The 25,606-nt window shown below is 68.4% G+C and carries 22 protein-coding genes and 4 pseudogenes; 8 read left to right on the top strand and 18 right to left on the bottom strand.

The features are described 5' to 3' along the window. The first annotated feature begins 2 nt into the window (after positions 1 to 2). Positions 3 to 794 carry an ATP-binding cassette domain-containing protein gene (locus SGFS_RS03630; RefSeq protein WP_086749514.1) on the top strand — a complete coding sequence of 264 codons (792 nt, stop codon included), beginning with the start codon at positions 3 to 5 and terminating at the stop codon, positions 792 to 794. Between the two features lie 1,190 nt (positions 795 to 1,984). Here the strand turns inward: SGFS_RS03630 and tnpA are convergent. After that, positions 1,985 to 2,413 carry an IS200/IS605 family transposase gene (gene tnpA, locus SGFS_RS03620; protein ID WP_286247550.1) on the bottom strand — a complete coding sequence of 143 codons (429 nt, stop codon included), beginning with the start codon at positions 2,411 to 2,413 and terminating at the stop codon, positions 1,985 to 1,987. A gap of 23 nt (positions 2,414 to 2,436) precedes the next feature. Between tnpA and SGFS_RS03615 the strand changes: the two genes are divergently transcribed. From SGFS_RS03615 to SGFS_RS51740, 5 genes and pseudogenes are all read left to right on the top strand, one after another. Further along, positions 2,437 to 3,594, top strand: coding sequence for an RNA-guided endonuclease InsQ/TnpB family protein (locus tag SGFS_RS03615; RefSeq protein ID WP_434026132.1), 1,158 nt, complete (start codon positions 2,437 to 2,439; stop codon positions 3,592 to 3,594). Between the two features lie 245 nt (positions 3,595 to 3,839). Next, positions 3,840 to 3,923 (top strand): annotated as a pseudogene (locus SGFS_RS03610) (IS5/IS1182 family transposase); the annotation flags it as partial. A gap of 109 nt (positions 3,924 to 4,032) precedes the next feature. Next, positions 4,033 to 4,347: an IS110 family transposase gene (locus tag SGFS_RS03605; RefSeq protein WP_286260449.1), complete on the top strand. Its 315-nt coding sequence runs from the start codon at positions 4,033 to 4,035 to the stop codon at positions 4,345 to 4,347. After that, on the top strand, positions 4,328 to 4,492 hold the full coding sequence (locus SGFS_RS03600) for a hypothetical protein (RefSeq protein ID WP_286247549.1): 165 nt from the start codon (positions 4,328 to 4,330) through the stop codon (positions 4,490 to 4,492). Before SGFS_RS03605 ends, SGFS_RS03600 begins: the two co-directional genes overlap by 20 nt. A 97-nt stretch (positions 4,493 to 4,589) precedes the next feature. Further along, positions 4,590 to 4,766 (top strand): annotated as a pseudogene (locus tag SGFS_RS51740) (transposase); the annotation flags it as partial. Positions 4,767 to 4,983: 217 nt separating this feature from the next. Here the strand turns inward: SGFS_RS51740 and SGFS_RS03590 are convergent. From SGFS_RS03590 to SGFS_RS03540, 11 genes are all read right to left on the bottom strand, one after another. Continuing rightward, on the bottom strand, positions 4,984 to 6,180 hold the full coding sequence (locus SGFS_RS03590) for a Gfo/Idh/MocA family protein (protein WP_220650682.1): 1,197 nt from the start codon (positions 6,178 to 6,180) through the stop codon (positions 4,984 to 4,986). Positions 6,181 to 6,224: 44 nt separating this feature from the next. Next, positions 6,225 to 7,667: a sugar porter family MFS transporter gene (locus SGFS_RS03585; protein WP_286247540.1), complete on the bottom strand. Its 1,443-nt coding sequence runs from the start codon at positions 7,665 to 7,667 to the stop codon at positions 6,225 to 6,227. Positions 7,668 to 7,707: 40 nt separating this feature from the next. Further along, positions 7,708 to 9,204: a CoA-acylating methylmalonate-semialdehyde dehydrogenase gene (locus SGFS_RS03580; protein ID WP_286247537.1), complete on the bottom strand. Its 1,497-nt coding sequence runs from the start codon at positions 9,202 to 9,204 to the stop codon at positions 7,708 to 7,710. A gap of 29 nt (positions 9,205 to 9,233) precedes the next feature. Beyond that, on the bottom strand, positions 9,234 to 11,117 hold the full coding sequence (gene iolD / locus SGFS_RS03575) for a 3D-(3,5/4)-trihydroxycyclohexane-1,2-dione acylhydrolase (decyclizing) (RefSeq protein ID WP_286247535.1): 1,884 nt from the start codon (positions 11,115 to 11,117) through the stop codon (positions 9,234 to 9,236). Continuing rightward, positions 11,114 to 12,010, bottom strand: coding sequence for a 5-deoxy-glucuronate isomerase (gene iolB, locus SGFS_RS03570; RefSeq protein ID WP_286247532.1), 897 nt, complete (start codon positions 12,008 to 12,010; stop codon positions 11,114 to 11,116). Before iolB ends, iolD begins: the two co-directional genes overlap by 4 nt. Continuing rightward, entirely contained in the window at positions 12,007 to 12,879 is an 873-nt protein-coding gene (locus SGFS_RS03565) for a Cgl0159 family (beta/alpha)8-fold protein (protein ID WP_286247530.1), read from the bottom strand. The genes iolB and SGFS_RS03565 overlap by 4 nt, the downstream gene beginning before the upstream one ends. A 4-nt stretch (positions 12,880 to 12,883) precedes the next feature. Beyond that, on the bottom strand, positions 12,884 to 13,852 hold the full coding sequence (gene iolC, locus SGFS_RS03560) for a 5-dehydro-2-deoxygluconokinase (protein WP_286247528.1): 969 nt from the start codon (positions 13,850 to 13,852) through the stop codon (positions 12,884 to 12,886). A gap of 101 nt (positions 13,853 to 13,953) precedes the next feature. Beyond that, positions 13,954 to 14,811 carry a sugar phosphate isomerase/epimerase family protein gene (locus SGFS_RS03555; protein WP_286247526.1) on the bottom strand — a complete coding sequence of 286 codons (858 nt, stop codon included), beginning with the start codon at positions 14,809 to 14,811 and terminating at the stop codon, positions 13,954 to 13,956. A gap of 53 nt (positions 14,812 to 14,864) precedes the next feature. Then, positions 14,865 to 15,764: an ATP-binding cassette domain-containing protein gene (locus SGFS_RS03550; RefSeq protein WP_286247525.1), complete on the bottom strand. Its 900-nt coding sequence runs from the start codon at positions 15,762 to 15,764 to the stop codon at positions 14,865 to 14,867. A gap of 8 nt (positions 15,765 to 15,772) precedes the next feature. Further along, positions 15,773 to 16,849, bottom strand: coding sequence for an ABC transporter permease (locus SGFS_RS03545; RefSeq protein WP_286247523.1), 1,077 nt, complete (start codon positions 16,847 to 16,849; stop codon positions 15,773 to 15,775). Positions 16,850 to 16,856: 7 nt separating this feature from the next. Beyond that, the gene (locus tag SGFS_RS03540; protein ID WP_286247521.1) at positions 16,857 to 17,876 is read right to left on the bottom strand and encodes a sugar ABC transporter substrate-binding protein; all 1,020 of its coding nucleotides are present in this window, start codon (positions 17,874 to 17,876) and stop codon (positions 16,857 to 16,859) included. A 277-nt stretch (positions 17,877 to 18,153) separates the two neighbouring features. Between SGFS_RS03540 and SGFS_RS03535 the strand changes: the two genes are divergently transcribed. Then, a complete protein-coding gene (locus SGFS_RS03535; protein ID WP_286247519.1) occupies positions 18,154 to 19,185 on the top strand; it encodes a LacI family DNA-binding transcriptional regulator in 1,032 nt (343 codons plus the stop codon). A 190-nt stretch (positions 19,186 to 19,375) separates the two neighbouring features. Here the strand turns inward: SGFS_RS03535 and SGFS_RS03530 are convergent. Next, positions 19,376 to 19,598, bottom strand: a pseudogene (locus SGFS_RS03530) (NF041680 family putative transposase); the annotation flags it as partial. Positions 19,599 to 19,733: 135 nt separating this feature from the next. Between SGFS_RS03530 and SGFS_RS03525 the strand changes: the two are divergent. After that, positions 19,734 to 21,389: an IS4 family transposase gene (locus SGFS_RS03525; protein ID WP_286247517.1), complete on the top strand. Its 1,656-nt coding sequence runs from the start codon at positions 19,734 to 19,736 to the stop codon at positions 21,387 to 21,389. Between the two features lie 100 nt (positions 21,390 to 21,489). Here SGFS_RS03525 and SGFS_RS03520 read toward each other — a convergent pair. The 5 genes and pseudogenes from SGFS_RS03520 to SGFS_RS03500 form a co-directional block, all read right to left on the bottom strand. Next, a pseudogene (locus SGFS_RS03520) lies at positions 21,490 to 22,353 on the bottom strand (IS630 family transposase); the annotation flags it as partial. A gap of 44 nt (positions 22,354 to 22,397) precedes the next feature. Further along, a complete protein-coding gene (locus tag SGFS_RS03515) occupies positions 22,398 to 23,159 on the bottom strand; it encodes an ISAs1 family transposase (protein WP_286247516.1) in 762 nt (253 codons plus the stop codon). Positions 23,160 to 23,338: 179 nt separating this feature from the next. Next, positions 23,339 to 23,722, bottom strand: coding sequence for a beta/gamma crystallin domain-containing protein (locus SGFS_RS03510; protein ID WP_286247515.1), 384 nt, complete (start codon positions 23,720 to 23,722; stop codon positions 23,339 to 23,341). Between the two features lie 327 nt (positions 23,723 to 24,049). After that, positions 24,050 to 24,436, bottom strand: a complete 387-nt coding sequence (locus SGFS_RS03505) for a beta/gamma crystallin domain-containing protein (RefSeq protein ID WP_286247514.1) — start codon at positions 24,434 to 24,436, stop codon at positions 24,050 to 24,052. Between the two features lie 97 nt (positions 24,437 to 24,533). After that, positions 24,534 to 25,391 (bottom strand): hypothetical protein, encoded by an 858-nt coding sequence (locus tag SGFS_RS03500; protein ID WP_286247513.1) that lies wholly within the window; start codon positions 25,389 to 25,391, stop codon positions 24,534 to 24,536. Positions 25,392 to 25,606 lie beyond the last annotated feature (215 nt).

Here is a 25,606-nt window from a genome sequence, read left to right as displayed (position 1 = left end):
CCATGACCACACCCCTTCTGCGCCTGGAAGGCGTCAGCAAGTCCTTCCTCGGCACCCACGCGCTGCAGGACATCTCCCTGGAGGTGGACGCCGGAAAGGTGCTGTGCCTACTCGGCGACAACGGTGCCGGCAAGTCGACCCTCATCAAGATCCTCTCCGGGTTCCACAAGCCGACCACCGGCACCATCGAGGTCAACGGCGCCCCGGCCGTCTTCGACAGTCCGCGCGACGCCAGCGCCCAGGGCATCGCCACCGTCCACCAGTTCGGCGGTACGTTCCCGTTGATGGGCGTCGGCCGCTGCTTCTTCGTCGGGGCCGAACCCACCAAGGGCTGGGGCCCGTTCAAGTTGTTCGACAAGAAACTGGCGGGCGAGATCGCCGTCCGCGAGATGCAGTCCCTCGGCATCACCCGCGTCACCGACGGCGCCCGCCTGGTCGGCAGCCTCTCCGGCGGCGAGCGCCAGGCCCTGGCCATCGCCCGCGCCGTCTACTTCGGCGCCAACGTCCTCATCCTCGACGAACCCACCGCCGCCCTCGGTGTCAAGGAAGCCGCCCACGTCCTGCGCATCATCATGCAGGCCCGCGCCAAGGGCGTCGCCGTCATCCTCGTCACCCACAACGTGCGCCACGCCATGATGGTCGGCGACCACTTCGCCGTCCTCATCCGCGGCCAGAAGGCCGACGACTTCCGCAAGGGCGAACGGACCCGCGAGGAGATCACCGACCTCATGGCCGGCGGCGAGGCCATGGCCGACCTCGAGGCCGAACTCGCGGAGCTTCAGGCCGGCGCCTGAGCCCAGCGCTCCGAGCCCGACCACCCGCTTCGGCCACCGACTTCGCGTCCCTCCCCCGCGAGCCGGAGGCCGAGATACGCGGCGCGACCGGAAACGGTACGCGCTGCCCCCAGCCCGTACCGGGTGGAGCTCACTCTCCGCCCGGTACGGGCGCGACCGCGGTCGACCCGGCGGGTCTGGGCACGGCAGGTGACGTCGTGCATGGGCAGACGGCCCGTGAGTAGGGATGCAGGGCGCCTGGCGAGTGCCGGGCGCCCTGGCATGAGCCATCCTTGGATGCGAGAGAAGAATGGGCGTATCGCACCCTGAGTGGGGGAGCGGCTGGGGTCGTCGCGACTCTGGTGGAGGTGAGACGGTGGGGAGACGGCGGAATCACCCACGACGCCGAACTGTCGAACCGCGTCGACACGTCCGGCGACTCACGGACGGCGCGTGCCGTTGAAGACCAACACGGTGTGATCGCCGAGTGGAAGGAGGGCGCTCGTCGCCTACTCGGCTATGCGTCTGCGAAGGGACGAAGAGATCTCCGCGGAGGCACTGCGTCGACTTCCGAGCCTGCCGAGGTGGAGCGGGAGGGTCCGGCTGCGGCACCACGACGGATACCAGGAAGTCCGGTACAGGTCGCCGGAGAGATCCGCAAGCAGGCTCCTTTGGCGAGGGCGATCTGTTGCCGGCCGAGGAGATCACCGCCCGGGCCGCGGTCTGCATCGACAGTCCTGCGGGTGTCGTCGATCTCATGGATACCGGCCGGTCCCCCGTTGGGACTGGGCGGGTTGCCGTTCGAGACCACCGAGATCACTCTTCCTGAGGGAAGCCTGCTCGCTCTCCATACCGATGGGGCTGGTCGACTCCCGGGAACAGGACCTCGACGAGGGAACCGCGCGCCTGTGCAGCGCCCCCGCCCGTCCCGCGTTGTACGGTCCGCGTCCTCTGGACGATCTTTGTCACGACGTGCTCGCCACCGTGCCACCCGAGCACCCAGCCGACGACATCGCCTGCTCATCGCCCGCGCCCAGGGCACGCAAGCTGGTCACCGCGCAGCTCGATGCGTGGAATGTGTCGGAGGCGTCCTTCGCCATGGAGCGTTTTCAGCTTGATCTAGCGCGGAACCCCGGGCGTTCACGCCCGGGAGGAAGCGCTTCTCTGGATCGCTCTGACCCGCAGGTGTCCACGGGCCTGCACTGTTGACCTCAGCCAGGTCGCTTCTGGTTCTCGATGTACTCCTTGATGATCTCCAGCGGTGCTCCGCCGCACGAGGCGGCGAAGTACGAAGGCGACCAGAAGTGGTCACCCCACAGGTACTTGCGGATATGGGCTGGGAACTCCTGACGGAGCCGCCGGGCGGAGACACCCTTGAGGGAGCCGACCAGCCGGGACAAGGCGACTTTGGGCGGGTAGTGCACCAGCAGGTGGACGTGGTCCCTCTCCCCGTTGAACTCCACCAGCTCGGTGTTGAAGTCCGCGCACACGTCACGCATGACTTCCTCGCAGCGCCGAAGGATCTCATCAGTGAACGGGCCGCGCCGATACCTGGGTGTGAAGACCAAGTGTGCGTGAAGGGTGTAGACGACTGTTCTGCCCCTGCGAATATTGGGGTTTGGCTCCCAGCGTGGTGACATAGATCAACGATACGATCACGCCTGTGAAACTCGTTGTGCAGGTGAAGCTGATGCCGGAGGCCGAGCAGGCCGCCGCACTTCTCGCGACCCTGCGCACGGTCAACGAGGCCGCGAACCGGGTGTCGGCGGTGGCGTTCGAGCAGGGTGTGCCGCGCGAGTACGAGCTGCGCAAGCACACCTACGCGGAGTTGAAGTCGAGAGGGCTGGGGGCGCAAGCGGCCCAGCACACCATCAAGAAGGTCCGCGACGCTTACACGACGCTCAAGGCCAACATCAAGGCCGGGAACCTCGGCAGACCGGGCTCGAAGCGGCGCAGGAAGGCCGAGTCCAAGCCCATCGCCTTTCGGCCCGAGGCAGCCCAGCCGTACGACGACCGGTGCCTGAGCTGGCAGTACGACGCGCAGACGGTGTCCATCTGGACCACCGCCGGACGCATCCGGGGTGTGCGGTTCGCCTGCTCCGCCAACGGCCTCAAGATGCTGCGCGAACACCGTCAGGGCGAATCGGATCTGGTGGAACGCGACGGCGTGTTCTACCTGATCGCCACCTGCGAGGTCCCCGAAGAGAAGAGTTACGAGCCCGACGGGTTCATCGGCGTCGACCTCGGCATCGTCAACATCGCCACCACGTCCACCGGCTACCAGGCCGCCGGGCGCGACCTGAACCGGCATCGCAAACGCCACGGCGATCTACGCGCCAAGCTCCAGCGCAAGGGCACCAAGTCCGCCAAGCGGCTACTGAAGAAGCGCAACCGGCGCGAGCAGCGCCATGTCTCCAACACCAACCACGTCATCGCGAAACGAATCGTGGCCGAGGCTGAACGCACCTCGGCCGGAATCGCCCTGGAAGACCTGGGCGGCATCCGGCAGAGGGTACGGCTCCGCAAGCCCCAACGGGTCACGCTCCATTCCTGGGCCTTCGCTCAGCTCGGAGAGTTCATCGCGTACAAGGCACGCCGCGCAGGCGTGCCCGTGGTTCACGTCGACCCCGCCTACACCTCGCAGACGTGCTGCGAGTGCGGGCACGTCGACAAGAAGAACCGGGTCGACCAGGCCCTCTTCATCTGCCGGAACTGCGGGGTCGTTGCCCACGCGGACCGGAACGCTTCCCACAACATCGCCCAACGTGGCGCCGTGGTGTGGAACGCGGGGCGTGAGTCACGCGTCCCTGCCACCCCGTAAGGGGTGTCTGGACGGAGGAGCCCACCCAGCAGCCAGCTGGGCACTACTTCCAAGCCCGGTCCTTCAGGACCGGGTCAAGTTGACTACGGCCACTGATCGTGTGACGTCGATGGGTGCGCAGCGCACGAGGCTCCCGTGCCGTTGGGGGAGGTGTTCGAAGTCTCAACCCACTGGCATAGGAGCCGCGTTGGTTCCGCAGTTCTGCCGCACTCGACCTGCCTCACGCCCGGGTCGAGTCGGTGACGATGCTCATCGTCACCCACGAGGGTGACCGCCGTTGCAAGCTCCCGCCGCACCAGCGTGCGCTGGTCAGGTTGGTGTACCTGCGCGCCGGCGGAGCGTGTCCCGATAGGGGTCTTGGCCTCGAAGACACCGTCACAGTTCTGACCGTTCCACCGACCGGCGCTGACTATCGGTACGTCGTCGAACAGGAGCACCGTGATCACCCTCTGCATGCCTGCGGCCTTTCCTGCTGCCCACGCTGTCGAGGCCGCGGCCGAGCCGCGCGTGGTGGTGCTCGGCGTCGACACTCACAAGGACGCGCACGTCGCCGTCCTTGACCACCTTGGCGGACTGCTGAGCAGTGGGGAGTTCCCGGCCACCGCGGTCGGCTACGGCCAGCTTCTTGACTGGACACGTCAGTGCGGGACGGTGCTGCGGGCTGGGTTGGAGTGCACCGGCTCCTACGGTGCGGGACTGGCCCGCTACCTCGCGACCCAGCAGGTTTGCGGTGGTGGAGGTCAATCAGCCTGATCGATCCACCCGGCGCCGGCGCGGCAAGACCGACGCCGTCGACGCCGAGGCTGCCGCCCTGGCCGTGCTGTCCGGCATCGCACGGGCGCTACCGAAGAGCGGCGACGGGCAAGTGGAAGCGCTGCGGATGCTCCGGTTGGCGTAGAACTCCGCGGTCGAAGCAAGGAAGTCGAGAGCGGCTCCAGCTCCTCGCGTAGGGCGGAGGGAGCGTTGACCCCGACACCCCGACACCCCGACACCCCGACACCCCGGAACAGCTGGCCGGCGAGGCATCCCTCGCCGCCCTGTGCGGCGTCAGTCCTGTTGAGAAGTCCTCAGGGAAGAGCCGGCGCCGTCGGCTCAACCGCGGCGGAGACAGGCAGGCCAACGCCGCGCTGCACCGCATCGTGGTCACCCGCCTACCATCTACCGGACGGAGTGGAGGCACACGCCCGGACGGCCCGCCTGGCCGCCACACGCGGCCGAGAACGGATCTCGGCCCGCATGCGGCGCGTGGGGGCGACGCCCTCGACGAACACACGTTGTGAAGGGCCCCGCGCGCACCTGTCGGCGGGCGGGGCCTCTCAAGGGGTTCTGTGAGGCGGCTGGCGACGCCGCGTGCAGATTCGGGCTCTACGAGCTCCGGCTCTTCGGTGGTCAGGCGGTGGGCGGGACCGTGACGGCGGCGCCGCCGGCCTGGGAGGACTCGACGACGGCCTTGATGATCTCCATCGTCCGCAGCGCGTCGGCGAACGTGGCGCAGGCCGGCAGCGGCTCGGCCACCCCCGCGACCTGGTCGAGGAAGGCGCGGGCCTGGTAGGTGAAGTTGTCGCCGTTGCTGGCGCCCACACCCGGCGCCTCCATCGGGACACCGCCCGCGAAGTACGGCATCTGCGGGCCGGCGATGATCTGCCGGGCGCCGCGTGTACGGGCGTCGGGCTGGGCGTCGTCGAAGAGGTACTCGGCGGGCCGGTGCTGGTCGAACGCGGCCCGGCCGCCGAGGCCCAGGACGTCGAAGAACAGCCCGTTGGGCAGGCCGAAGCCGGTGCGCGTCACCGAGAAGGTGCCCACGAGCCCGGACTCGAAGCGGGCCGTGAACGACGCGGTGTCCTCGTTCTCGACCTCGCCGAACTCGTCGGAGACGGGAGCCGCGTTGTGGCCGACGACCGCGCCCAGCGGCAGCGGACGCTTGGGGATCTGCGTCGACAGCGCGGCACCGGAGACGGAGGCGATGGGCCCGGCCACGTACTCGGCGGCGTCGATGACGTGCGAGCCGACGTCACCCAGCGCGCCGGAACCCGGGCCGCCCTTGAAGCGCCAGCTCAGCGGGCCGTTCGGGTCGGTCGCGTAGTCGCACCAGTACCGGCCGCTGAACAGGGTCAGGTCACCCAGCTCACCGCGCCGCACATGGTCGCGGATCGCGGCGATACCGGGGGAGCGGCGGAAGGTGTAGCCCACGGCCGTCACGACCTCGGCGGAACGCTCCAACCCGGCCATCGCGCGGGCGTCTTCCAGCGACCCGGCGAGCGGCTTCTCGCACAGCACGTGCTTGCCTGCCGCGACCAGGGCCTCCGCGATCGGCCGGTGCAGGGCGTTGCCCACGACGATGCTGACGGCGTCGATCGTCGGGTCCTCGACGACGGCCTCCCAGCTGGGGAGCGCCTTCTCGAACCCGTAACGGCGGGCGGCGTCCTCGGCGAGTGCGACATTGGCGTCGGCTATCGCGGCCAGCCGCACCGGCGGCAGACCGGCGCCGAAGACCGTGTTGACATTGCGGTAACCGGCGGCGTGGCTGCGGCCGGCCATACCGGCACCGATCACGGCGACTGACAGAGGCTTGGCGGACGTGGTCATGGGGGTGCCTTTCGAAGAGCTCTGAGAACAGCGGGAGGGACTGGTCAGGTGGCGTACTGTCCGCGGAAGTGGGACTCGATGGCTTCCATCGAGCGCCCCCGGGTCTCGGGAACGGTGCGCAGGTAATGGAGGAAGGTGGCGGCGTTGATCGCGGCGAAGATCAGGAAGGTAAACCCGCCGATCGCGTCGATCAGCGGCGGGAACACCAGGGTCACCAGGAAGTTCGCCATCCAGGTGCCGAAGACGGCCGTACCCATCGCGAAGCCGCGCAGCCGGAGCGGGAAGATCTCCGAGAGCATCAGCCAGAACACGGTCGCGATGCACCCCTGCATGAACAGCAGGAACGTCAGCATCGACGCGAGCACGAGGTAGCTGCGCGCGGTCGACTCGGGCAGGACCAGGAAGCAGAACGCGATCAGCACGAGCGAGACGGTGACGCCGATCTGACCGGTGAGCAGCATTGGGCGTCGGCCGTACCGGCCGAGCAGATACATGCCCGTCGAGACCGAGAGCACGGCCACGACCCCGTTCGCGATCGTCGCGGTCAGGGCGGCCTGTGTACCCAGACCGGTGTCCAGCAGGATCGTCGGCGCAAAGTACATGATCGAGTTGACGCCGGTCAGTTGGGTCAGGGCGGCAAGCCCGAACCCGAACGTCACGATGCGCCGGATCCACGGGGTGCGCAGGTCACCCCAGCCGGCCCGGGGCTCGCGGGCGTCGGCGACGACCCGCTCCTTGATCGCCGCGAACTCCACGGCGACGACATCCGCGTCACGGACGAGGCCCAGCGTGCGTTCGGCCTCCTCGTACCGGCCGCGCGAGGCCAGCCAGCGCGGCGACTCGGGCACGAACAGCATGCCGGCCCAGAGCAGCACGGCGGGCACCGAGGCGATCGCGAGCATCCAGCGCCACACGCCCCCCTCGCCCACGGTCTCGGCGATGACCGCGTTCGAGGTGTAGGCCAGCAGCTGACCCGTCACGATCATCAGCTCGTTCTGGGTCACCAGACGCCCTCGGCGCTCGGCCGGAGCCAGCTCCGCGAGGAACACCGGCACCGTCGCCGACGCCCCGCCGACGGCCAGCCCGAGCAGCACCCGGAAGAGGACCATCACCCAGAGGTCCGGGGCGAGCGCGGTGCCGAGCGCGCCGACGAAGAACAGCACGGCGAGCCCGAGGATCGTCCGCCTGCGCCCATGGTGGTCGCAGAGCCGGCCGCCGAACAGTGCGCCGAACGCCGCGCCGAGCACGAGGGACGAGGCGACGACGCCTTCGGTCAGCGGGGTGAGGCCGAGCCCGCCCTCCCCGGGCGAGAGGGCCATGAAGGGCAGTGCTCCGGAGATGACTCCGGTGTCGTAGCCGAAGAGGAGCCCACCGAAGGTCGCGATGACCGTGATGGTCCGCAGCCTCCGGTAGACCTTCGGCGAGGTGTCGCCCATGGCGGCGGTGCTCGGTGCGGGGGCCTGAGTCGCGTCGTCCCTGACGCCCATGGCCACCTCCTAGCGGTCGATGTGGGGGGACGGGATCAACTCAGGTGCTGGTGGGGAAGTTGAAGCCGGCGTTCACTTGCTGGGCGGGCTGGGGCCAGCGTGTGGTGACGACCTTGGGGCGGGTGTAGAAGCGGATGCCTTCGGGGCCGTGGATGGGGGAGTCGCCGATGAGGGAGTCCTTCCAGCCGCCGAAGGAGTAGTACGACATCGGCACGGGCACGGGGACGTTGATGCCGATCATGCCGACCTTGATGGTGCGCTGGAAGCGGCGGGCGGCTTCGCCGGAGGCGGTGAAGAGGGCGGTGCCGTTGCCGTAGGGGTTGGCGTTGATGAGGTCGATGGCGTGGTCGAGGGAGTCGGTGCGGATGACGGCGAGGACGGGGCCGAACAGCTCTTCCTTGTAGGCGTCCATGTCGGTGGTGACGTGGTCGAGGAGGGAGGGGCCGGTGAAGAAGCCGTCCTCGTGGCCGTCGATCTTGAGGCCGCGTCCGTCGACGACGACGGTGGCCCCTTGGGTGGCGGCGCCGCCGACCGCGTTCTCGACGCGTTCCTGGGCGGTCTTGGTGACGAGTGGGCCCATGTCGATGCCGGGCTGGTCGCCGGGGCCGACCTTCACCTCGCGGGCCTTGCGCTGGAGGATCTCGACGAGCTTGTCGGCGGCGTCGCCGACGGCGATGGCGACGGAGACGGCCATACAGCGTTCGCCGGCGGAGCCGTAGGCGCCGGCGGTGATGTGGTTGGCGGCGAATTCGAGGTCGGCGTCGGGGAGGACGACGGCGTGGTTCTTGGCGCCGCCGAGGGCCTGGACGCGTTTGCCGTGGGCGGTCGCGGTCTCGTGGACGTACTTGGCGATGGGGGTGGAGCCGACGAAGGAGACGGCTTCGATGCCGGGGTGGGTGAGGATCGCGTCGACGGCCGGCTTGCCGCCGTGGACGACGTTGAAGACGCCGTCGGGGAGGCCGGCTTTCTGGTAGAGCTCGGCGACGAAGTTCGCCGCCGACGGGTCGCGTTCGCTGGGCTTGAGGATGAAGGTGTTGCCGGTGGCGATGGCGATGGGGTGCATCCACAGGGGCACCATGGCGGGGAAGTTGAAGGGGGTGATGCCGGCGACGACGCCGAGGGGCTGGCGGAAGTTGTGCACGTCCACGCCGCGTGAGACCTGGTCGGAGAAGGAGCCCTTCAGCACGTCGCCGAGGCCGCAGGCGAACTCCACGACCTCGCGGCCGCGGGTGATCTCGCCGCGTGCGTCGTCGACGGTCTTGCCGTGCTCGGCGGAGATGATCCGCCCGAGTTCCTCCTCGTGCTCGACGAGCAACTGGCGGAAGGCGAACATCACCTGGGTGCGCTGGCTGAGCGAGGACTCCGACCAGGTCTCGAACGCGGCGGAAGCAGCTGCGACGGCGGTGTCCACGTCGGCGGTGCCGCCCAGGACCACCTGTGCCTGCTCGGCACCGGTGGCCGGGTTGAACACCGGCTGGGTGTTGGCGGCGGAGCCCGGGGTGGGGCTGCCGTTGATCCAGTGCTGGATGGTAGTCACGGTGCGGGTTTCCTTTGCGGGGACGGGACTTACAGGTAGTGCCGCTGGGTGCGCTTGTGGGCGGCGTATGTCTCGTACGCGGTGCGGGTGGTGTCGAGGGCGGAGGTCTGGCTGACGGGGACGTCCCACCAGCCGTGGCCGGGTGGGTTGGGCCCGTAGAGGTCGGTCTCGACGTGCACGACCGTGGTGTGGGTGGCGGCTTTCGCCTTCTCCATCGCGGTGCGGAATTCGTCGACGGTGGTGGCGTGCAGGACGTCCGCGCCGAGGGAGGCGGCGTTGGCGGCGAGGTCGACGGGGAGGATGCCGCCGTCGAGGCGGCCCGAGTCCTCGTCGCGGAAGCGGTACTTGGTGCCGAAGCGCTGCGAGCCGAGGGACTCCGACAGGGCGCCGATGGAGGCGAAGCCGTGGTTCTGGACGAGGACGATGATGACCTTCAGTCCTTCGGAGACCATGGTGACGATCTCCTGGGCCATCATCAGATAGGAGCCGTCGCCGACCAGGACGACGACCTCGCGCGAGGGGTCGGCCATCTTGGCGCCGACGCCGGCGGCGACCTCGTAGCCCATGCAGGAGTAGGCGTACTCGACGTGGTAGGCCTTCGGGTCCCTCGCCCGCCACAGCTGTTGCAGGTCGCCGGGCATGGAGCCTGCCGCGTTGATGACCACGTCACGGTCGCCGAGCACGTCGTTGAGGGCGCCCAGGATCTGGGTCTGAGCGGGGAGGTCGCCGGTGCTGCGGTCCGGGGCGAAGCATTCCTCCTCGATCTTCCTTGTACGGGCGATTAGTTGGCGTGTCCGGTCGCGGTACTCCTGGTCCACCTCCCAGTCCGTCAGCGCGCCCGCGAGGGCCTGGATGCCGAGCCGGGCGTCCGCGACCAGGGGTTCGGCGGAGTGCTTCACGGCGTCCAGGCGGGCGACGTTGAGGTTGACGAAGGTGGCGTCGGGGTTGGCGAAGACGGTGTGGCTGGCGGTGGTGAAGTCGGAGTAGCGGGTGCCGATCCCGAGGATCACATCGGCCTCGCGTGCCAGCTCGTTCGCGGCGTACGAACCGGTCGAGCCGATCCCGCCGACCGCGTACGGGTGGTCCCAGGCGACGGCGCCCTTGCCGGCGTGGGTGTCGGCGACGGGGATGCCGGTGGCTTCGGCGAAGGCCCGCAGCTGAGTCTCGGCACCGGAGTAGACGGTGCCGCCTCCTGCGACGATCAGCGGCTTGCGGGCGCCTCGCAGCAGGGCGGCGGCGCGCTCGACGGCGGCCGGCTCCGGAACCGGGCGGCCCACATGCCACACCCGGCGCCGGAAGAACGAGACGGGCCAGTCGTACGCTTCGGCCTGCACGTCCTGCGGGAGGGCGAGGGTGACGGCGCCGGTCTCGACGGGGTCGGTCAGTACCCGCATCGCGGCGAGTGCGGCCGGGATCAGCTGCTCGGGACGCGAGATGCGGTCGAAGTACTTGGATACGGCGCGGAAGGTGTCGTTGACGGTGACGTCGCCGCCCCGGGTGTCCTCCAGCTGCTGGAGGACGGGGTCGGCGGCGCGGGTGGCGAACATGTCGGAGGGCAGCAGCAGCACCGGGATGCGGTTGGTGGTGGCGAGCGCCGCGCCGGTGATCATGTTGGTGGAGCCGGGGCCGGTGGAGGCGGTGCAGGCGAAGGTGGCCAGCCGGTCACGCATCTTGGCGTAGGCGACGGAGGCGTGGACCATGCCCTGTTCGTTGCGGGCGAGGTAGTAGGGCAGGTCGGCTTCGCCGGTCGTGGCTGCCTGCAACAGTGCCTGGCCGATGCCGGCGACGTTGCCGTGCCCGAAGATGCCCCACACACCGGGGATGAGACGGTGTTCCTGGCCGTCGCGTTCGCTGTACTGGTGGGCCAGGAAGCGTACGAGCGCCTGGGCGGTGGTGAGTCGGATGGTGTTCATTGCTCGGTGGGCCCTTCGAAGGGAAGCCGGTCGTCGACGTCCTGGGACTCCCAGGTGGAACGCACCCAGCCGTGGGCGGGGTCGTCGCAGATCAGCCAGGCGCGGTCCTGCCCCGGACCGGCCATGACGTTGAGGTAGTACAGGTCGTAGCCGGGGGCCGCGATCGACGGGCCGTGCCAGCCGTGCGGAATGAGGACGGCGTCGCTGGAGCGCACCTCGGCGAGCACCTCGATGGGCCGGTCGGTGGTGCCGTAGACCCGCTGGTAGCCGAAGCCGTTCCCGTCGCCGGAGACCTCGAAGTAGTAGATCTCCTCCAGCTCTGACTCGACCGGGTTGCCGGCCTCGTCGGTGCGTACCTCGTCGTGCTTGTGCGGCGGGTACGAGGACCAGTTCCCGCCGGGGGTGAGCACCTCGCACACCAGCAGCTGCTCGGCGTCGAACGTGCCGGGCAGGCAGTAGTTGTTGACCTGCCGCGAGCACGCCCCGGCACCCCGCAGCTCGACAGGGACGTCCTCCTTGCGCCCGTACCGAGCCGGTTGACCTCCCCGCTCGGTACGGGCGGAGGGCAGCGCGAACCGTCCCCCGGCCGCGCTGCTGATGAGAGCCTCCGACTCGCGCGGGAGATACACGAAGTCGGTGGTGGAGGCGAACACGCCTGTCCGGCCGACGAGTTCGAAGGACTTGCCGTCCGTGGTGACGGTGCAGGAGCCCGTCAGCGGCAGGACCAGGAACTCGGAATCCCCGGTGGACAGGGCGTGCGCCTCGCCCGGAGCCAGGGTCAGGATCCTGAGTCCGGAGTATCCCCAGCCCGCCGACTCCGGCGTGATCAGGAGGTCGTAGGGGCCGTCGGCCGATGTGCCCCTGGGCAGGTGGTACTTGCTCGTGTCGCTCACAGCAGGCTCACCGCCCGGTCCACCGCCCCGGCGACATCGCCGTCCGAGGGGTAGAGCAGGGAGCGGCCCACGACCAGACCCTGAGCGGTGGGCTGCTTCAGTGCCTTGCCCCAGGAGGCGAAGGCCGCGGCGGCGTCCTTGACCTCGCCGCCCAGCAGCAGCGCGGGCAGCGTGGAGGAGGCGAGGACGCGCTCCATGTCGTCGACGACCGGCAGCTTCAGCCAGGTGTAGGCGGTGCGGCGGCCCAGCCCGGAGGCGATGGTGATCGACTTGACGACAGCGTCGGTGGAGAGGTCGTTGCGGATCTTCCCGTCCTGCCAGAGGGAGAGGAACGGCTCGACCATGGCTATGAGCTGCCGGTCGTTCAGCTCGTCGACCGCGCGGGCGGTGTTCTCCAGGACCGACGGGGTGGCCGGGTCGTCGAGGGCGATGCGGGTGAGCATCTTGCCGCCGTCGAAGCCCATCGCCGCGATCGTCTCGGCGTCGTACCCGGTGAACCGGTCGTCGATCTCGAACACCGAACCCGCCAGCCCACCGCGGTTCATGGAACCGAAGACGCTCTTGCCGTCGAGGACGCCGAGCAGCAGCAGGTCCTCCAGGATGTCGGCGGTGGCCAGGACGCCGGTCACTCCGGGCCGTTCCAGCGCCACGCACAGGCGGTCGAGCAGCTTGAAGCGGTCGGCCATGGCGGTCGGGTCGCCGCCTACGCCGTTGGCCCCTCGCGCCGGATGGTCGGCGGCGATGATCATGGCTTTACCGTGCTCGCCGAGCAGCGAGGTCGCCCTCACACGGCGGGCGGCGGCCGCCGCGATGGCACCGGGGTCGTTGACGCGGGCCCCCACGATCCGGCTCACATTGTCGGGCAGCATGGCGTCACACCTCTCGTTCATCGGATGCGAGGGCTGCCTCGCGGAGCTTGGCCGCGACCTCGGCCTCGGTGGGCATGGCGTCGGAGCAGGACAGCCGGCCCGCCACGATCGCGCCGGCGGCATTGGCGAAGGACACCGTGCGGCGCGTGTCCCAGCCGGACAGCAGCCCGTGGCACAGCGCGCCGCCGAAGGCGTCACCCGCGCCCAGACCGTTGACGACGTCGACGGGCACCGGCGGGATCTCGGCGGTCGAGCCGTCCCGGGTCATGGCCAGCACGCCCTTGGGGCCCTGCTTGACCACGGCGAGCTCGACCCCGGCGGCGAGCAGTGCCTTCGCGGCGGCGTACGGCTCCCGCTCCCCGGTCGCCACCTCGCACTCGTCGAGGTTCCCGACGGCCACGGTCGTATGACGCAGAGCCTCGGCGTAGTACGCCCGCGCCCCGGACGGGTCCGCCCAGAACATCGGCCGCCAGTCCAGGTCGAAGACCGTCGTGCCCGCCTTGGCCCGGTGCGCCAGGGCGGCCAGCGTCGCCGAGCGGCTCGGCTCCTCGCTCAGCCCCGTCCCGGTCATCCAGAAGACACTGGCGTCGCGCACGGCGTCCAGGTCGAGCTCGTCGGGACGGATGTCCAGGTCAGGGGCCTTGGGCAGGCGGTAGAAGTACAGCGGGAAGTCGTCCGGCGGGAAGATCTCGCAGAACGTCACCGGCGTCGGCGCGATGTCCGACGTCCCCACGAAGCCGGCGTCGACGCCGTATCCCTCCAGCGCCTGCCGGACGAAGTCCCCGAACGGGTCGCGGCCCGTCTTGGTGACGACGCTCGCGGTGTGCCCGTAACGGGCGGCGGCCACCGCGACGTTGGTGGGGCTGCCGCCGAGGTACTTGCCGAATGACGTGACCTCGGCCAGCCCCACACCGGTCTGAAGCGGATACACATCCACCCCCACACGGCCCATGGTCAGCACTTCGAACGGCATAACGGCAGCTCCCCTTCTTCCTTAAAGCGCTTTAAGCGACTGCAGCGAGAACGATGCCTTCCGACATATGTCATGTCAATAGGTTGTTAGGTCAATCGATGTCAGGACCAAGTGGCCAGGTACTCGTCGATCTTCTTCCGCATGAAGACGGACGACTCTTTCGCGCGGTCTTCCCAGGCGAAGACGCAGGACGTGAGAGTGCCGTCGAAGCCGTTCGCGCGCAGTTCGCGGAAGAGCTCGTCGAAGTCGACCTCGCCCTGACCCATGTCGAGGTGCTGGTGGACGCGTGCCGTCGTGCCGGGCGGGTTGAGGATGTAGCGGTTGCCCGAGGAGGCCGTGTGGTCGAGGACGTCGGCCAGATGAACATGGGTGAGCAGATCGCCCGCGTGCTTGATGATGCCGGGGGCGTCGTTGCCGATGTGGAAGGTGTGCGGGGCGCAGTAGAGGAAACTGACGCTGGGGTGGTTGATCCCGCGGATCAGGTTCACCGCGTCGTGGCCGTCCTCGATGAAGTCGTCCGGGTGCGGCTCCAGGGCGAGCTTGACGCCCTCCCGCTCGAAGAGCGGAAGGAGTTCGTCCATCGACTTCCAGAACTGGGCCTCGCTGCGGTCCGGGTCCTCGGGGCGCCCGTTGAACTCGGAGATCATGCTGTCCACACCGAGGTCCGAGCAGATCTGGATGGACCGCTTCCAGTAGCGGACGGCGGCCTGCCGCGCGTCCTCGTCGGGGCCGGACCAGCGGAAGAGGGGCAGGAGGGAGGAGATCCCGACGCCCGCCGCGTCCAGCGCCTTGCGGAACTTCCGTACGGTGGCGTCGTCCACGCGCGGATGGCGGAAGAAGGGGATGAAGTCCTCTCGGGGGGAGAGCTCGATCCATTCGTAGCCCAACTCGGCGACCACTGCGGGCAGTTCGAGGAGCGGGACATTGCGGATCATGTATGGGTCGAGGGCGATCTTCACGACGGGGTACCTTCCGGGGTGTCAGGGGAGGACGGTGGAGCGTCGGGGCCGGTTCACGCAGCCCCGTCCTTCGAGGTGGCCACGGGTGCGGTGAGGTCGTCCTCCTCGGGGAGTTCCTCGACGTCGACGCCGCGTACTTGGGCCAGTTCGTGTTTGAGGGCGGCGAGTTCGGTGCCCCCGGCCATGTGGTTGGTGAGTTCTTCGAGGCTGACCTGGTCGCGGGCGGCGCTCAGTTCGAGGGTGCCCAGGCGCAGGACGCTGAAGTGGTCGCCGACCATGTAGGCGTGGTGGGGGTTGTGGGTGATGAAGATGACGCCCAGACCGCGGTCGCGGGCGGCGGCGATGTACTTCAGCACCACACCCGACTGCTTCACGCCGAGGGCGGCGGTGGGCTCGTCGAGGATGAGGACGCGGGCACCGAAGTAGACGGCGCGGGCGATGGCCACGCACTGGCGCTGGCCGCCGGAGAGGGTGCCGATGGGCTGGTCGAGGTCGTCCAGGACGATGCCCATGTTCCGCAGTTCCTCGTCCGCGGTCCTCTTCATCTTCGCGATGTCGAGGCGGCGGACGGGCCAGGGGCCGCGGGTGAATTCGGAGCCGAGGAAGAAGTTGCGCCACACCGGCATCAGGGGCACGGTCGCCAGGTCCTGGTAGACGGTGGCGATGCCGGCGTCCAGCGCCTCACGGGGGGTGGAGAAGCGCACCGGCTTGCCGTCGACGAGGACGTCGCCCTCGGTGTGCTGGTGCAGGCCGGAGATGATTTTGATGAGGGTGGACTTGCCGGCGCCGTTGTCGCCCAGGACACAGGTGACGCGGCCGGGGTGGACGCTGAGGTTCACGCTGTGCAGGGCGCGGACATTGCCGTAGGCCTTGCCGGTGCCGCGCAGTTCTACGACGGGGGTGTCGTTCTGGGATTCGGTGTCCGTGACGATAGCCGTGTTGGTGTTGGTCATGGGGTGGTTCACCTCCGGGTCGCTTGGCTGCGGACCCACAGATTGACGAGGGCGGCGATCAGGAGCATCACGCCGAGGAAGGCCTTGAACCAGTCGGGGTTCCAGTTGGCGTAGACGATGCCCTGGGAGACCATGCCGAAGATGAAGGCACCGATCACCGGGCCCACGGCCGAGCCGTAACCGCCGGTCAGCAGACAGCCGCCGATCACCGCGGCGATGATGTACAGGAACTCGTTGCCCACGCCCTCGCCGGACTGGACCGTGTTGAACGAGAACAGCAGGTGCATGCCGACGAACCAGGCCCCGGCGCCGACGCCCGTGAACAGCGCGACCTTCGTGAAGTTGACGGGGACACCCACCGCGCGGGCGGAGTCCTTGTTGCCGCCGACGGCGAAGATCCAGTTGCCGAACTTGGTGCGCAGCAGCAGCCAGGTCGCGATCGCGGCGAAGACGAGCCAGTAGAAGATCGTGATTTTGAAGTCGACGCCGCCGATCGACACCTCGGACGCGAAGATGCTCTTGGCCTGGTCGAAGCCGTCCATGTCGGCGATCGAGTCACTGGCGACATTGCCGGTGAAGATCTTCGTGACGGCGAGGTTGGAGCCCTGGAGGATCAGGAACGAGCCCAGCGTGACGAGGAAGCTCGGCAGGCCGGTCTTGATGAGCAGCCAGCCGTTGAACGCGCCGACGGCGAGGGACACGATGAGCGCGACGATCACGCCGGTCCACACGTTCACCGTCAGCTGGAAGCTGAGGATTGCCGCTGTCAGGGCGGAGGTGGTGACCGCGACGCCGGCGGACAGGTCGAACTCGCCGCCGATCATCAGCAGGGCCACCGGCAGGGCCATGATGCCCATCACCGAGGCCTGGTAGAGCACCGTCGCCAGCGAACTGGCCTCGCGGAACGAGGGGGCCACGGAGAAGAAGAACGCGTAGACGCCGATCGCGGCTATGAGCGCGCCGACCTCGGGGCGGGCCAGCAGCCTGCGCCCCAGCGAACGCTGTACGGTGCGGCCGTCCTTGTGGGCGGCCGGCGGAGCCGGCGACGAAGGTGAGCTCGCCGCCGGTGCCGTTGCTTGGGTCATGATCAGATCACCGGGTGCCCTTCGAGGCGAACTTGGCGATCGTGTCGACGTTGTCCTTGTCGACGAAGGCCGGGCCTGTCAGCACCGGCTCCTCGCCACCGCCGCTGTAGTTTCCGTTGTTCTTGTAGAGCCAGAGCGAGTCCACGGCCAGGTAGCCCTGCAGGTAGGGCTGCTGGTCGACGGCGAACTCGATGTCGCCCGCCTTGATGGCGTCCGTGAGCTCCTTGTTCAGGTCGAATGTGGCGACCTTCGCCTTGCTGCCCGCGTCCGAGATCGACTCCACCGCCGTCAGCGCGAACGGGGCGCCGAGCGTGACGACCTGGTCGATCGAGGAGTCCTGCTTGAGCTTGGCCGAGATGGTCGACTTGGTCGCGGGCATGTCGTTGCCGTTGACGTAGAGGTTCTCGGTCTTGCCCTTGAAGGTCTTCTTCACGCCGGCGCAGCGCTGCTCCAGGCCGACGTGCCCCTGGACCTGGACGACGCAGAGCGCGTGCTTGGCGCCGGTCTCGTTGAGCTTGTTGCCGAAGGCCTGGCCGGAGACGGCCTCGTCCTGGCCGAAGAAGGAGAGCAGCCCCTGCTCCTTCCAGACGTCCATGCCGGAGTTGAAGCCGACGACGGGGATGCCGGCCTTCTGTGCCTTGGCGATGGCGTCCTTGAGGGCGTCGGGTTTGGCGAGGGTGACGGCGATGCCGTCGACCTTCTGGTCGATCGCGTTCTGGATCAGCGTCGCCTGGCCGCTGGCGCTCTCGTCGTTGGAGTAGATCAGCTCGACGTTGTCCTTGGCGGCGGCGGCCTGGGCGCCCTTGCGGATGATGTCCCAGAACGTGTCGCCGGACGGCGCGTGAGTGACCATCGCGACCTTCATACGGGGCGTGTCGGCCTTGCCGGCCGCGGCGTCCGCCCCGCCCTCCTCGGCCTCCTTGCCGCCGGAGCTGCTGGAGCAGCCCGCGAGGACCAGGGTGGCCACGGCGGCCACGGCCACGACGGAGGCTGTTCTGCGAGAGCGGGGAAGGGAGGTTCGGTTCATGATTCGTGCACCTCACTGTGCAACTGGGAGGGTCGGTGGAACGGCGGCCGTAGGGGTGGATGGTGGGTGTGGCGGCCTCGATGTCCTGAGCGAGCGCCTTGTGGGCGTCGTCGCCGACGACCGAGCCGGAGAACACGATCCGCGCGGACCGCGCTTTCGAGCTGGCTTAGTCGGAACATCAGCACAATTTAAAACGCTTTAAGTTCTGGTACTATCGGATTGTTTCGCGAGCGTGTCAAGGGTGTTGTGCCAGCAGATTTCCGCAGGGGAGGCGCAAGTGGGCGACGGTGATCCCGTACGTCACCGGAATGGCGCGAACAAGCGTCCCCGGCTGGAGGACGTGGCCGCGCGGGTGGGCCTGTCCACCGCGTCGGTGTCCCTCGTGCTGCGTGGGGTGGCCGGTCCCAGTGAGCGGACGCGGCAGCGTGTCCTCAGGGCCGCCGCAGACCTCGGCTATCAGGTGGACCGTACGGCCAGCGTGCTCGCGAGCCGCCGCAGCCGTCTGCTGGGCGTCATGATCGACATCTACAGCCCGTTCCACGCCGAGTTGGTCGACCATCTGCATGTGGCGGCCGAGGAGGTCGGCTATGACCTGGTGCTCAGCACCCTGACGCGCACCCGCGACGAGCACACGGCCGTCGAGACGCTGCTCGCCTACCGCAGCGAGGCCCTGATCCTGCTCGGCCCGACCGCCCCCGCCGCGACCCTCGCCGCGCTGGACCGCAAGTCTCCGGTCATCGCCGTCGGCCGCCGGATCTCCGACGCGGCCCTGGACGTCGTGCGCACCGCTGACGACGACGGGGTCGGCCAGATCGTCGACCATCTCGTCGGGCTCGGCCATCGTGCGATCACCTACGTCGACGGCGGCAAGGGCGTGATCGCCACCGATCGGCGCCGGGGTTACCGCACCGCCATGCGCCGCCACGGCCTGGACGAACACATCAGCGTCCTGCGCGGCGACCACACCGAAGCGGCCGGCGAGCGCGCCGCGGGCCAGCTACTCGAAGCCGGCGATCTTCCCACCGCCGTCGTCGCCTTCAACGACCAGTGCGCCATCGGCGTCCTGGCCGCCCTGACCCGCGCCGGGGTCGAGATCCCTGGCCGGGTGTCCGTGGTCGGCTACGACGACGACACCCACTCGCGGCTGAGCTGCTTCAATCTGACCACGGTCAGCCAGGGGGCCGAGGCGCAGGCGCGGCATGCGGTGACCGCGGCCGTCGAGCGCCTCGACCAGGACCGGACCGAACCCCGCGAGGTCGTCCTCACCCCGCGTCTCGTCCTCCGGGGGACGACGGCGAAGCCCGTCTGACGTATACGTCGTGCCAGGGCGTGCCCGAGCGGTTTGATGCAGATCAGCGGTTGGATCTTGTCGGCCGCTGTGGACACGGTTCGTGCCTGCGCCGCTGTAGGGCTGACCCGCCTCCCGGTTGATCCCGTCGCCAACAGCGGGGAAGCCAGCCAGGACTGGTGAGTTTTGCGGAGGCTTGTCAGCTTGTCTCTTACCCTCTGAGGCTGTCGCGCTCGATAATGCTCTCGGGTCGCCTGGTCGTTTTCCCAACGTCATAGTGGGTCGCGGGGCGGCGATTCTTGCAGCCAAGTGGTCTTCCTGGGCCGGGTGTTGAGAGGCTCGGTGCACCGGCCGGGCAGTGTGCGGGTGCGGGCGGAGGTTCCGAATCCCCGGCGGACGCGGGCCGGGGTGAGTCGTGCGGGCTCGGTCGGCCTGGGGCTTGACCCAAGGCCGGGTAGTTAGCGTATTTCCGCTGGTGGCGAGGGAGTTCGGTGTCGGGTAGGAACGCGGGCAACGGGGCCGCGTTGGTCAGGTAGTCCGCCAAGACTTCCGGCCGTTGAGGAGCCCCGTTGCCCACGCGTCATTGTGTCCTGCCACCCGGTCTGGCGAGGGTCACCCGTGAGTTCATCGTGGCCGAGGGGCGGTTCGCGCCCGGTCATCTGGGCGAGTTGACGCAGGTCATACCGTTCGACCTCGTCGATGCCGTTCTGGATGAAACTCGTTGCGTGCAGCGCCGGTTACGGGATCTGCCCTCGCGGGTCGGGGTCTACTTCCTTCTCGCGATGTGCCTGTTCCCGGAGGTCGGCTACCGGCTGGTCTGGCACAAGCTGACCGCAGCCCTTACGGGCGTCGGGATCGAGGTCGCGGAGCCAACTGCGAAAGCCTTACGTGACCTGCGCAGACGGCTCGGTGCAGAACCGATGAAGCGCGTGTTCGAGACCCTGGCCGGCCCGCTCGCCCAGCCGGTGACTCCCGGAGTGCGGTTCGGGCCGTTCCGAATGGTCTCCTTCGACGGCTGCACCTCGATCAAGCTCCCCGATACCGAGCGCAACGTGGAGTGGTTCGGACCCGGCAGCCGTGGCGGGTATCCGATGCTGGAACTGATGACCCTGGTGGAGACCGGCACCCGTGCCCTGATCGGCGCCGTGTTCGGCACTCCCAGCGACGGGGAGACCTCCTACGCTCGCAGGCTCCTGCACCACCTGGGCCCCGGCATGCTGGTCCTGTGGGACAAGGGTTTCGACGCCAACGCCTTCCTCGCCGCCGTGCACGACACCGGAGCCAGTTTCCTGGGCCGGCTGCGCGCCAACCGACGCACCCCGGTCCTGAGCCGACTCACCGATGGCTCCTACCTCTCGGTCATCGGCACCGTCCCGGTACGCGTCGTGGAAGCGCAGATCACCGTGGCCTATGACGACTGCTCGTTCACCAACTCCTACCGGCTGGTCACGACGCTGACCGATGCTCGTCGTTACCCCGCCCCGGCCCTCGTTGCCCTTTACCACCAGCGGTGGGAGCACGAGTCGGCGTATTTTGCTCTGCGTCACACGATCACAGACGGCCGGGTCCTGCGTTCAGGCGACCCGGTCGGGGTCGAGCAGGAGATGTGGGCCCTACTCGCCCTCTACCAGGCACTTCGGACCGTGATGGTGGAGGCCGCCGAGTCCCGGCCGGGCACCGACCCGGACCGCTGCGGCTTCACCATAGCCATCCAGACCGCCCGCGACCTCGTGGTCCAGGCCGCCGACGTCATCAAGCCCGACGCCCTGGGCAACCGCACCACCGGCGTCATCGGCAACCGGGTCCTGGCCGGGCTCCTCCCGCACCGGCGCCCCCGCATCAGCACCCGAAAAGTCAGGTCACCGGTCTCCCGGTACGCCGAACGCCAAGACGACGGCCGCCCCGACACAAGCCGCCTGGTCACCGACCTCGACGTCACCATCCTCGAACCCGATCCCGACCTGCCCACCGTCTCGCACGACGATCGGCACACACCGGCCGCCGACCGGCGCAGACAGCGCGTCCTGGACCTCCTTCATGCAGAACCCGACCGCCAGTGGCACACCCGCGACCTCGCCCGCCACCTCGGCGACATCACCCTCGGCACGATGTACCGACAGCTCGATAGATGGGCCGTAAACGGACTCATCGCCAAGACCGGCCCCGCCACCTACAGCAGCCCGAGAACTCGCTCAACCCTCTTGCCACCAGCGGAAATACGCTAACTACCCGGCCTTGGGGCTTGACCCGGAATCTTGGACACGGGCTATGCGGCTTGGGCCAGGGTAGTTGATGTTGTGTCGAGTGCTGTCTCGTAGGCGATGGCTCGACCTTGTTCTTCTTCGCCCAGCGGCGGATGTCGGTGCCCTTGTGGGCGGAGAGGTTGTCCAGGATCACGTAGATCGGGGCGCCGTCGGGCCGGGCAGCGCGGATGGACTTCAGCGCGGCCAGCGTGTTGGCGGCGCCCTTCTTGCGCCTGTTGACGCCCCATAGCCGGTCGTCGCCGACCGAGTAGCAGCCGTGGAAGTACCGCACGCCGTGGGGGCGGTGGTAGGTGGCGGGCAGCCGGTCGGGGCGTTTGCGCGCGGCCCAGCCCGAGCCTGCGGTGGGGCGGATGCCGAGCGGGCCGAACTCGTCGAAAGCGAAGACCCGGTCCGGGAAGCGGTCGAGGACTTCCTAGATCCGGTCCAGCTTCGCCTCGCGTTCGGGGTCCGGGGATTCCTTCCAGGTCTTGGTGCGCTGGAAGGTGACGCCGCGGCGGGCGAGCAGGCAGCGTAACGCCTCGCGGCCGATGAGGATCATCCGGCCGTGGACTTTGCGCAGGTAGGCGACGAGTTTGCGCAGGGACCAGCGGGTGAAGGGCTGGCCGAGCTTGGTGGGGCGGGTGGTGGCCGTCTGGATGACGAAGTCCTCGTCGTCAGGGGTGAGCAGGCGGGGACGGCCTCCCGCCCACTGAGGGTCCAGGCAGGCCAAGCCGATCTCGTTGAACCGATGAATCACATCGCGCACGGTGTCCTCATCGGCCTGCACCAGCTGGGCGATCGGCGGAACCCGGTTTTCGCCGGCCGAGGCCAGCAGCATCATCGCGCGCCGATAGCGCACCGAACTGGTGCTGCCCCGGCGCACGATCTGCTGCAGCTTCTGCCCTTCCTGATCGGTCAGTCTGCGCACACGGACGGGCTCAACCACCGCGCCTCCAGCGGTCGGATCGGACGTCACCCCACATCCAACCGTCACGACCGCCAACCCGGCGAACCTATGCGGTCACAGCACAGGGCGGCGAGCTGGTCGTAGGCGGTGGGCTGGTTGGTCTTGATGACGGCGATGTAGTGGGCCTTCTTCGTCTCGACCAGCCAGGTGATGTTGGCCTTCACCGAGTGGAGGGCATCGAAGGTGACGACGGTGCCGGCGAGGTCGAGTGGTGCCAGCAGGGGCTTGAAGTGGCGCACTTCGTTGGTTTTCACACCGACCTCGACCTGGGCGATCGTGGCGACGCGGTCGTGGGTGACCGCCGAGAGCAGGTGACGGCGCGGCGTGTCCGGGCGGGCTGAGCCCTTGAGGGCCTTGCCGTCCACGGCGATGGCCTGCCGCGATCGGGCTGCGGGCACGTCCGCGGACGCGGTGATGCGGTGCCGGTTGGCCAGGTAGGCGCCCACGGCCTGGTCCAGGGCGTCGCCGTCAAGTGCCTGAAGGACGCGTCCGATAGTGACCGGCTTGGGGCTGCGTCGCCAGCCGAGCAGGCGACGGCGTATCCCGAGGGAGGCCAGCAGCGAGTTCGTGGCCCGTTCGCCGAACTCGGCGAGTTCGTCGATGCTCTTCGCGCCGCAGACGGCCGCGCAGGCACACACCAGCAAGATCGCCGTCAGCGCGTACCACCGGCCCCGGCGTGAGCGCGGATCCGGAACCGATTCGAGGTAGGGACGCAGGTCAGCGATCCGGTCCGCATCCAGCGGACCCAGCACGGCAGGGATGGGGGAAGATGCAACAGCAGGCACGGGACGTCCTCGTGATCATCTGGCTTCGACACCACAATGATCACGAACCCCCGTGCCTGCTCTGCTATCCGCCCCTACCGGTCTGATCGCCAACCCTCCACGCAATCAGGGAACTTGACGGAGCACTGGTCGGGGACGGCGATCGGGTATGACCGCCGTCCCTCGCCAGCAGTGGTTGATCAGTGGATCTTGATGGCGTCTATGCGGACCCCGCCGGGGTTGTTTCCCCAGACGAAGTAGGTCCACTTGTTGATCGGGCTATCGGGCTGCCACCTTCCGTCCCCGTGCCACTGGACCCGGTTGTTGCCGGTGCTGATGTAATCCACCCACTGAGTCCCCAGCGCGTCGATACTCGCTTCTCCGGCGTTGGCGTAACAATTCTTCCAGTGTTCTACCACCCCGGCGCCGATGCTGGTGTGCCCTCCTACTTGGAGGAAATCGCCGCTGTTGCAGGAGACCAGATTGATCGCGGATGCCTGCGTCGTGGTGGCGACGGTGAGTGAGGCTGCTGCCATGACAGCTGTCAGCGCGGACAGGACCACTCGTTTGGCTTTTTGATTCATGGGAGTTTCTCCTCTTTCTTGTCGTGCTGGGGGCCGGACGGTGGTGCGCTCTGGCGCGGTGCCGTCCGGAGTCGAGAGGTGAGGACCGTCGTGGTGCGGCTCGTCGCCGAACAAGTCGGCAGTGATGACGAGCGCTTCGCCGAGTACGGAGCACGCTCGGGGCGGCGAACCAGCCAGCCGCTGTTGCCCACCGCCGAAGGCTCCGAATCCGCTCGCTCACACGCCAGCGGCACTGCGGTCAACAGATCCTTGAGGGCCTTGGCGAATGGCCCTGCGCATTGAGGACGGCGATCGGGCGGGACCGCCGCCCCCACCGGCGCGGCTGTTTCAGAGGATCCTGATGTGGTCTATGCGGACCCCGTCGGGGTGGTTCGGCCAGGTGAAGGTGACCCACTTCTCGATCGGGGCATTGGGCTGCCACCTGTCGTCCCCGTGCCACTGGACCCGGTTGTTGCCGGTGGCGATTGTTGTAACCCAGTCACGAAGCCCCGTGTTCGGGTCAATCTTCGCTTCTCCGGCGTTGGCGTAACACGTAGTCCAGTAAGGGTTGACGGGTACCGGGTCGGAATGGCCCTGCACCCAGAGGAAATCGGGCCGGTTGCAGGGGACTTCATTGATCGCGGACGCCTGCGGCGCGGTGGCGACGGTGAGTGAGGCCGCCGCCATGACGGCTGTCAGCGCGGACAGCGCCAGTCGCTTGGCTCGTCGAGTCACGTACGTTCTCCTGTTCTCGCTGTTTCTTGTCGTGCTGAGGGACCGGACGGCAACGCGAGGGGACAACGCGCCGTCCGGAGTCGAGGGGTGAGGGTGTTCAGGCCGTGTCGGAGGCGGCCAGTAGTTGCTCCGCCCGGTCGACCTGTTCCTGGACCTGCTTCTTGTAGCCGGTCAGGACTTCGGTGTTCGCGGAGATGAGCTGCTTCTGATATCCGGTGAGGACCGCGAAGTAGACGCCGGCCAGGTTCGACGACCGGGTGCACTTCTCGTCGGCGGTGGCGGCGGCAATTTCCTTCGGGGTCGTCTTCTTGGCGCTCATGAAGCCCTCGGACAGCTTCTGGGGGTCGTCGGCCGGGTGTCCCGCTTCGCCCATACAGGACGACCAGCTCTTGCGCGCGGCGACGACCCGGCTGTCCGAGGCCGCCTTCTGGAATGACCGGCCGAACAAGTCCTGGGTCAGTTTCCAGCCCTTGCCGCCGGTGGGAGACGGCACCTGCTTGTCCGCCTTGTCCCAGCAGACGTTGTAGTCCTTCAGTTCCCGGCCTTTCGGGCCTTTGGAGACCGGAGGAGTGATCGCGACGTGGAAACCGAGACGCTTCGCGGTGCCGGCGCCGATATAGCCCCAGGCGTCGGCCGGGCGGATGGCTTCCCGTTCCGCTTTCGTCTTCGTGTCGTCCTGGGCCTTCTTCCGGCCCGAATAGTTTTTGTATCCGAGGCTGTTCATGCAGCGGGCGACCAGCGCCTCGTTCGTCCGGAACAGCAGGATGTCCTCCTGCTGGGAGGTGCCGTAGGCGGACAGTGGCAGCCCCGTCAGTCCGTCGTAGCCGGTGACGGGAGCCGCCGGCTCGGCCGCGATGTCCGGCAGAGCCATGTCCGTGTCGCCGCCGGTGAGTTCCGCGGAGCAGCCGGTGGTCAGCAGGCCGACGGCGGCCACCACCGCACAAGTCATGCCCATGACAGGGCGTGTCCGCTTGGTGATGGGTGCGGCAGGGGCTGATGCCATTGCTGGACATGCCTTTCGGAGCGGATGCGGGGTGGCGGCCCACGAGGCGTCAACCCGCACGGTCATCGGCGTTGCGGCGGACCGGGGAGTGCCGTGCGGAGCCTTACTGCTGCTCCGCCGGCGTCTCACCGGCTGCCGACACGCACGATCGTGGCATGGGGAAACAG

This window comes from Streptomyces graminofaciens (assembly GCF_030294945.1).
Classification (GTDB): domain Bacteria; phylum Actinomycetota; class Actinomycetes; order Streptomycetales; family Streptomycetaceae; genus Streptomyces; species Streptomyces graminofaciens.
The sequence above is the reverse complement of the archived record's forward strand: the minus strand, read 5'-3'. Positions and strand labels throughout refer to the sequence as shown.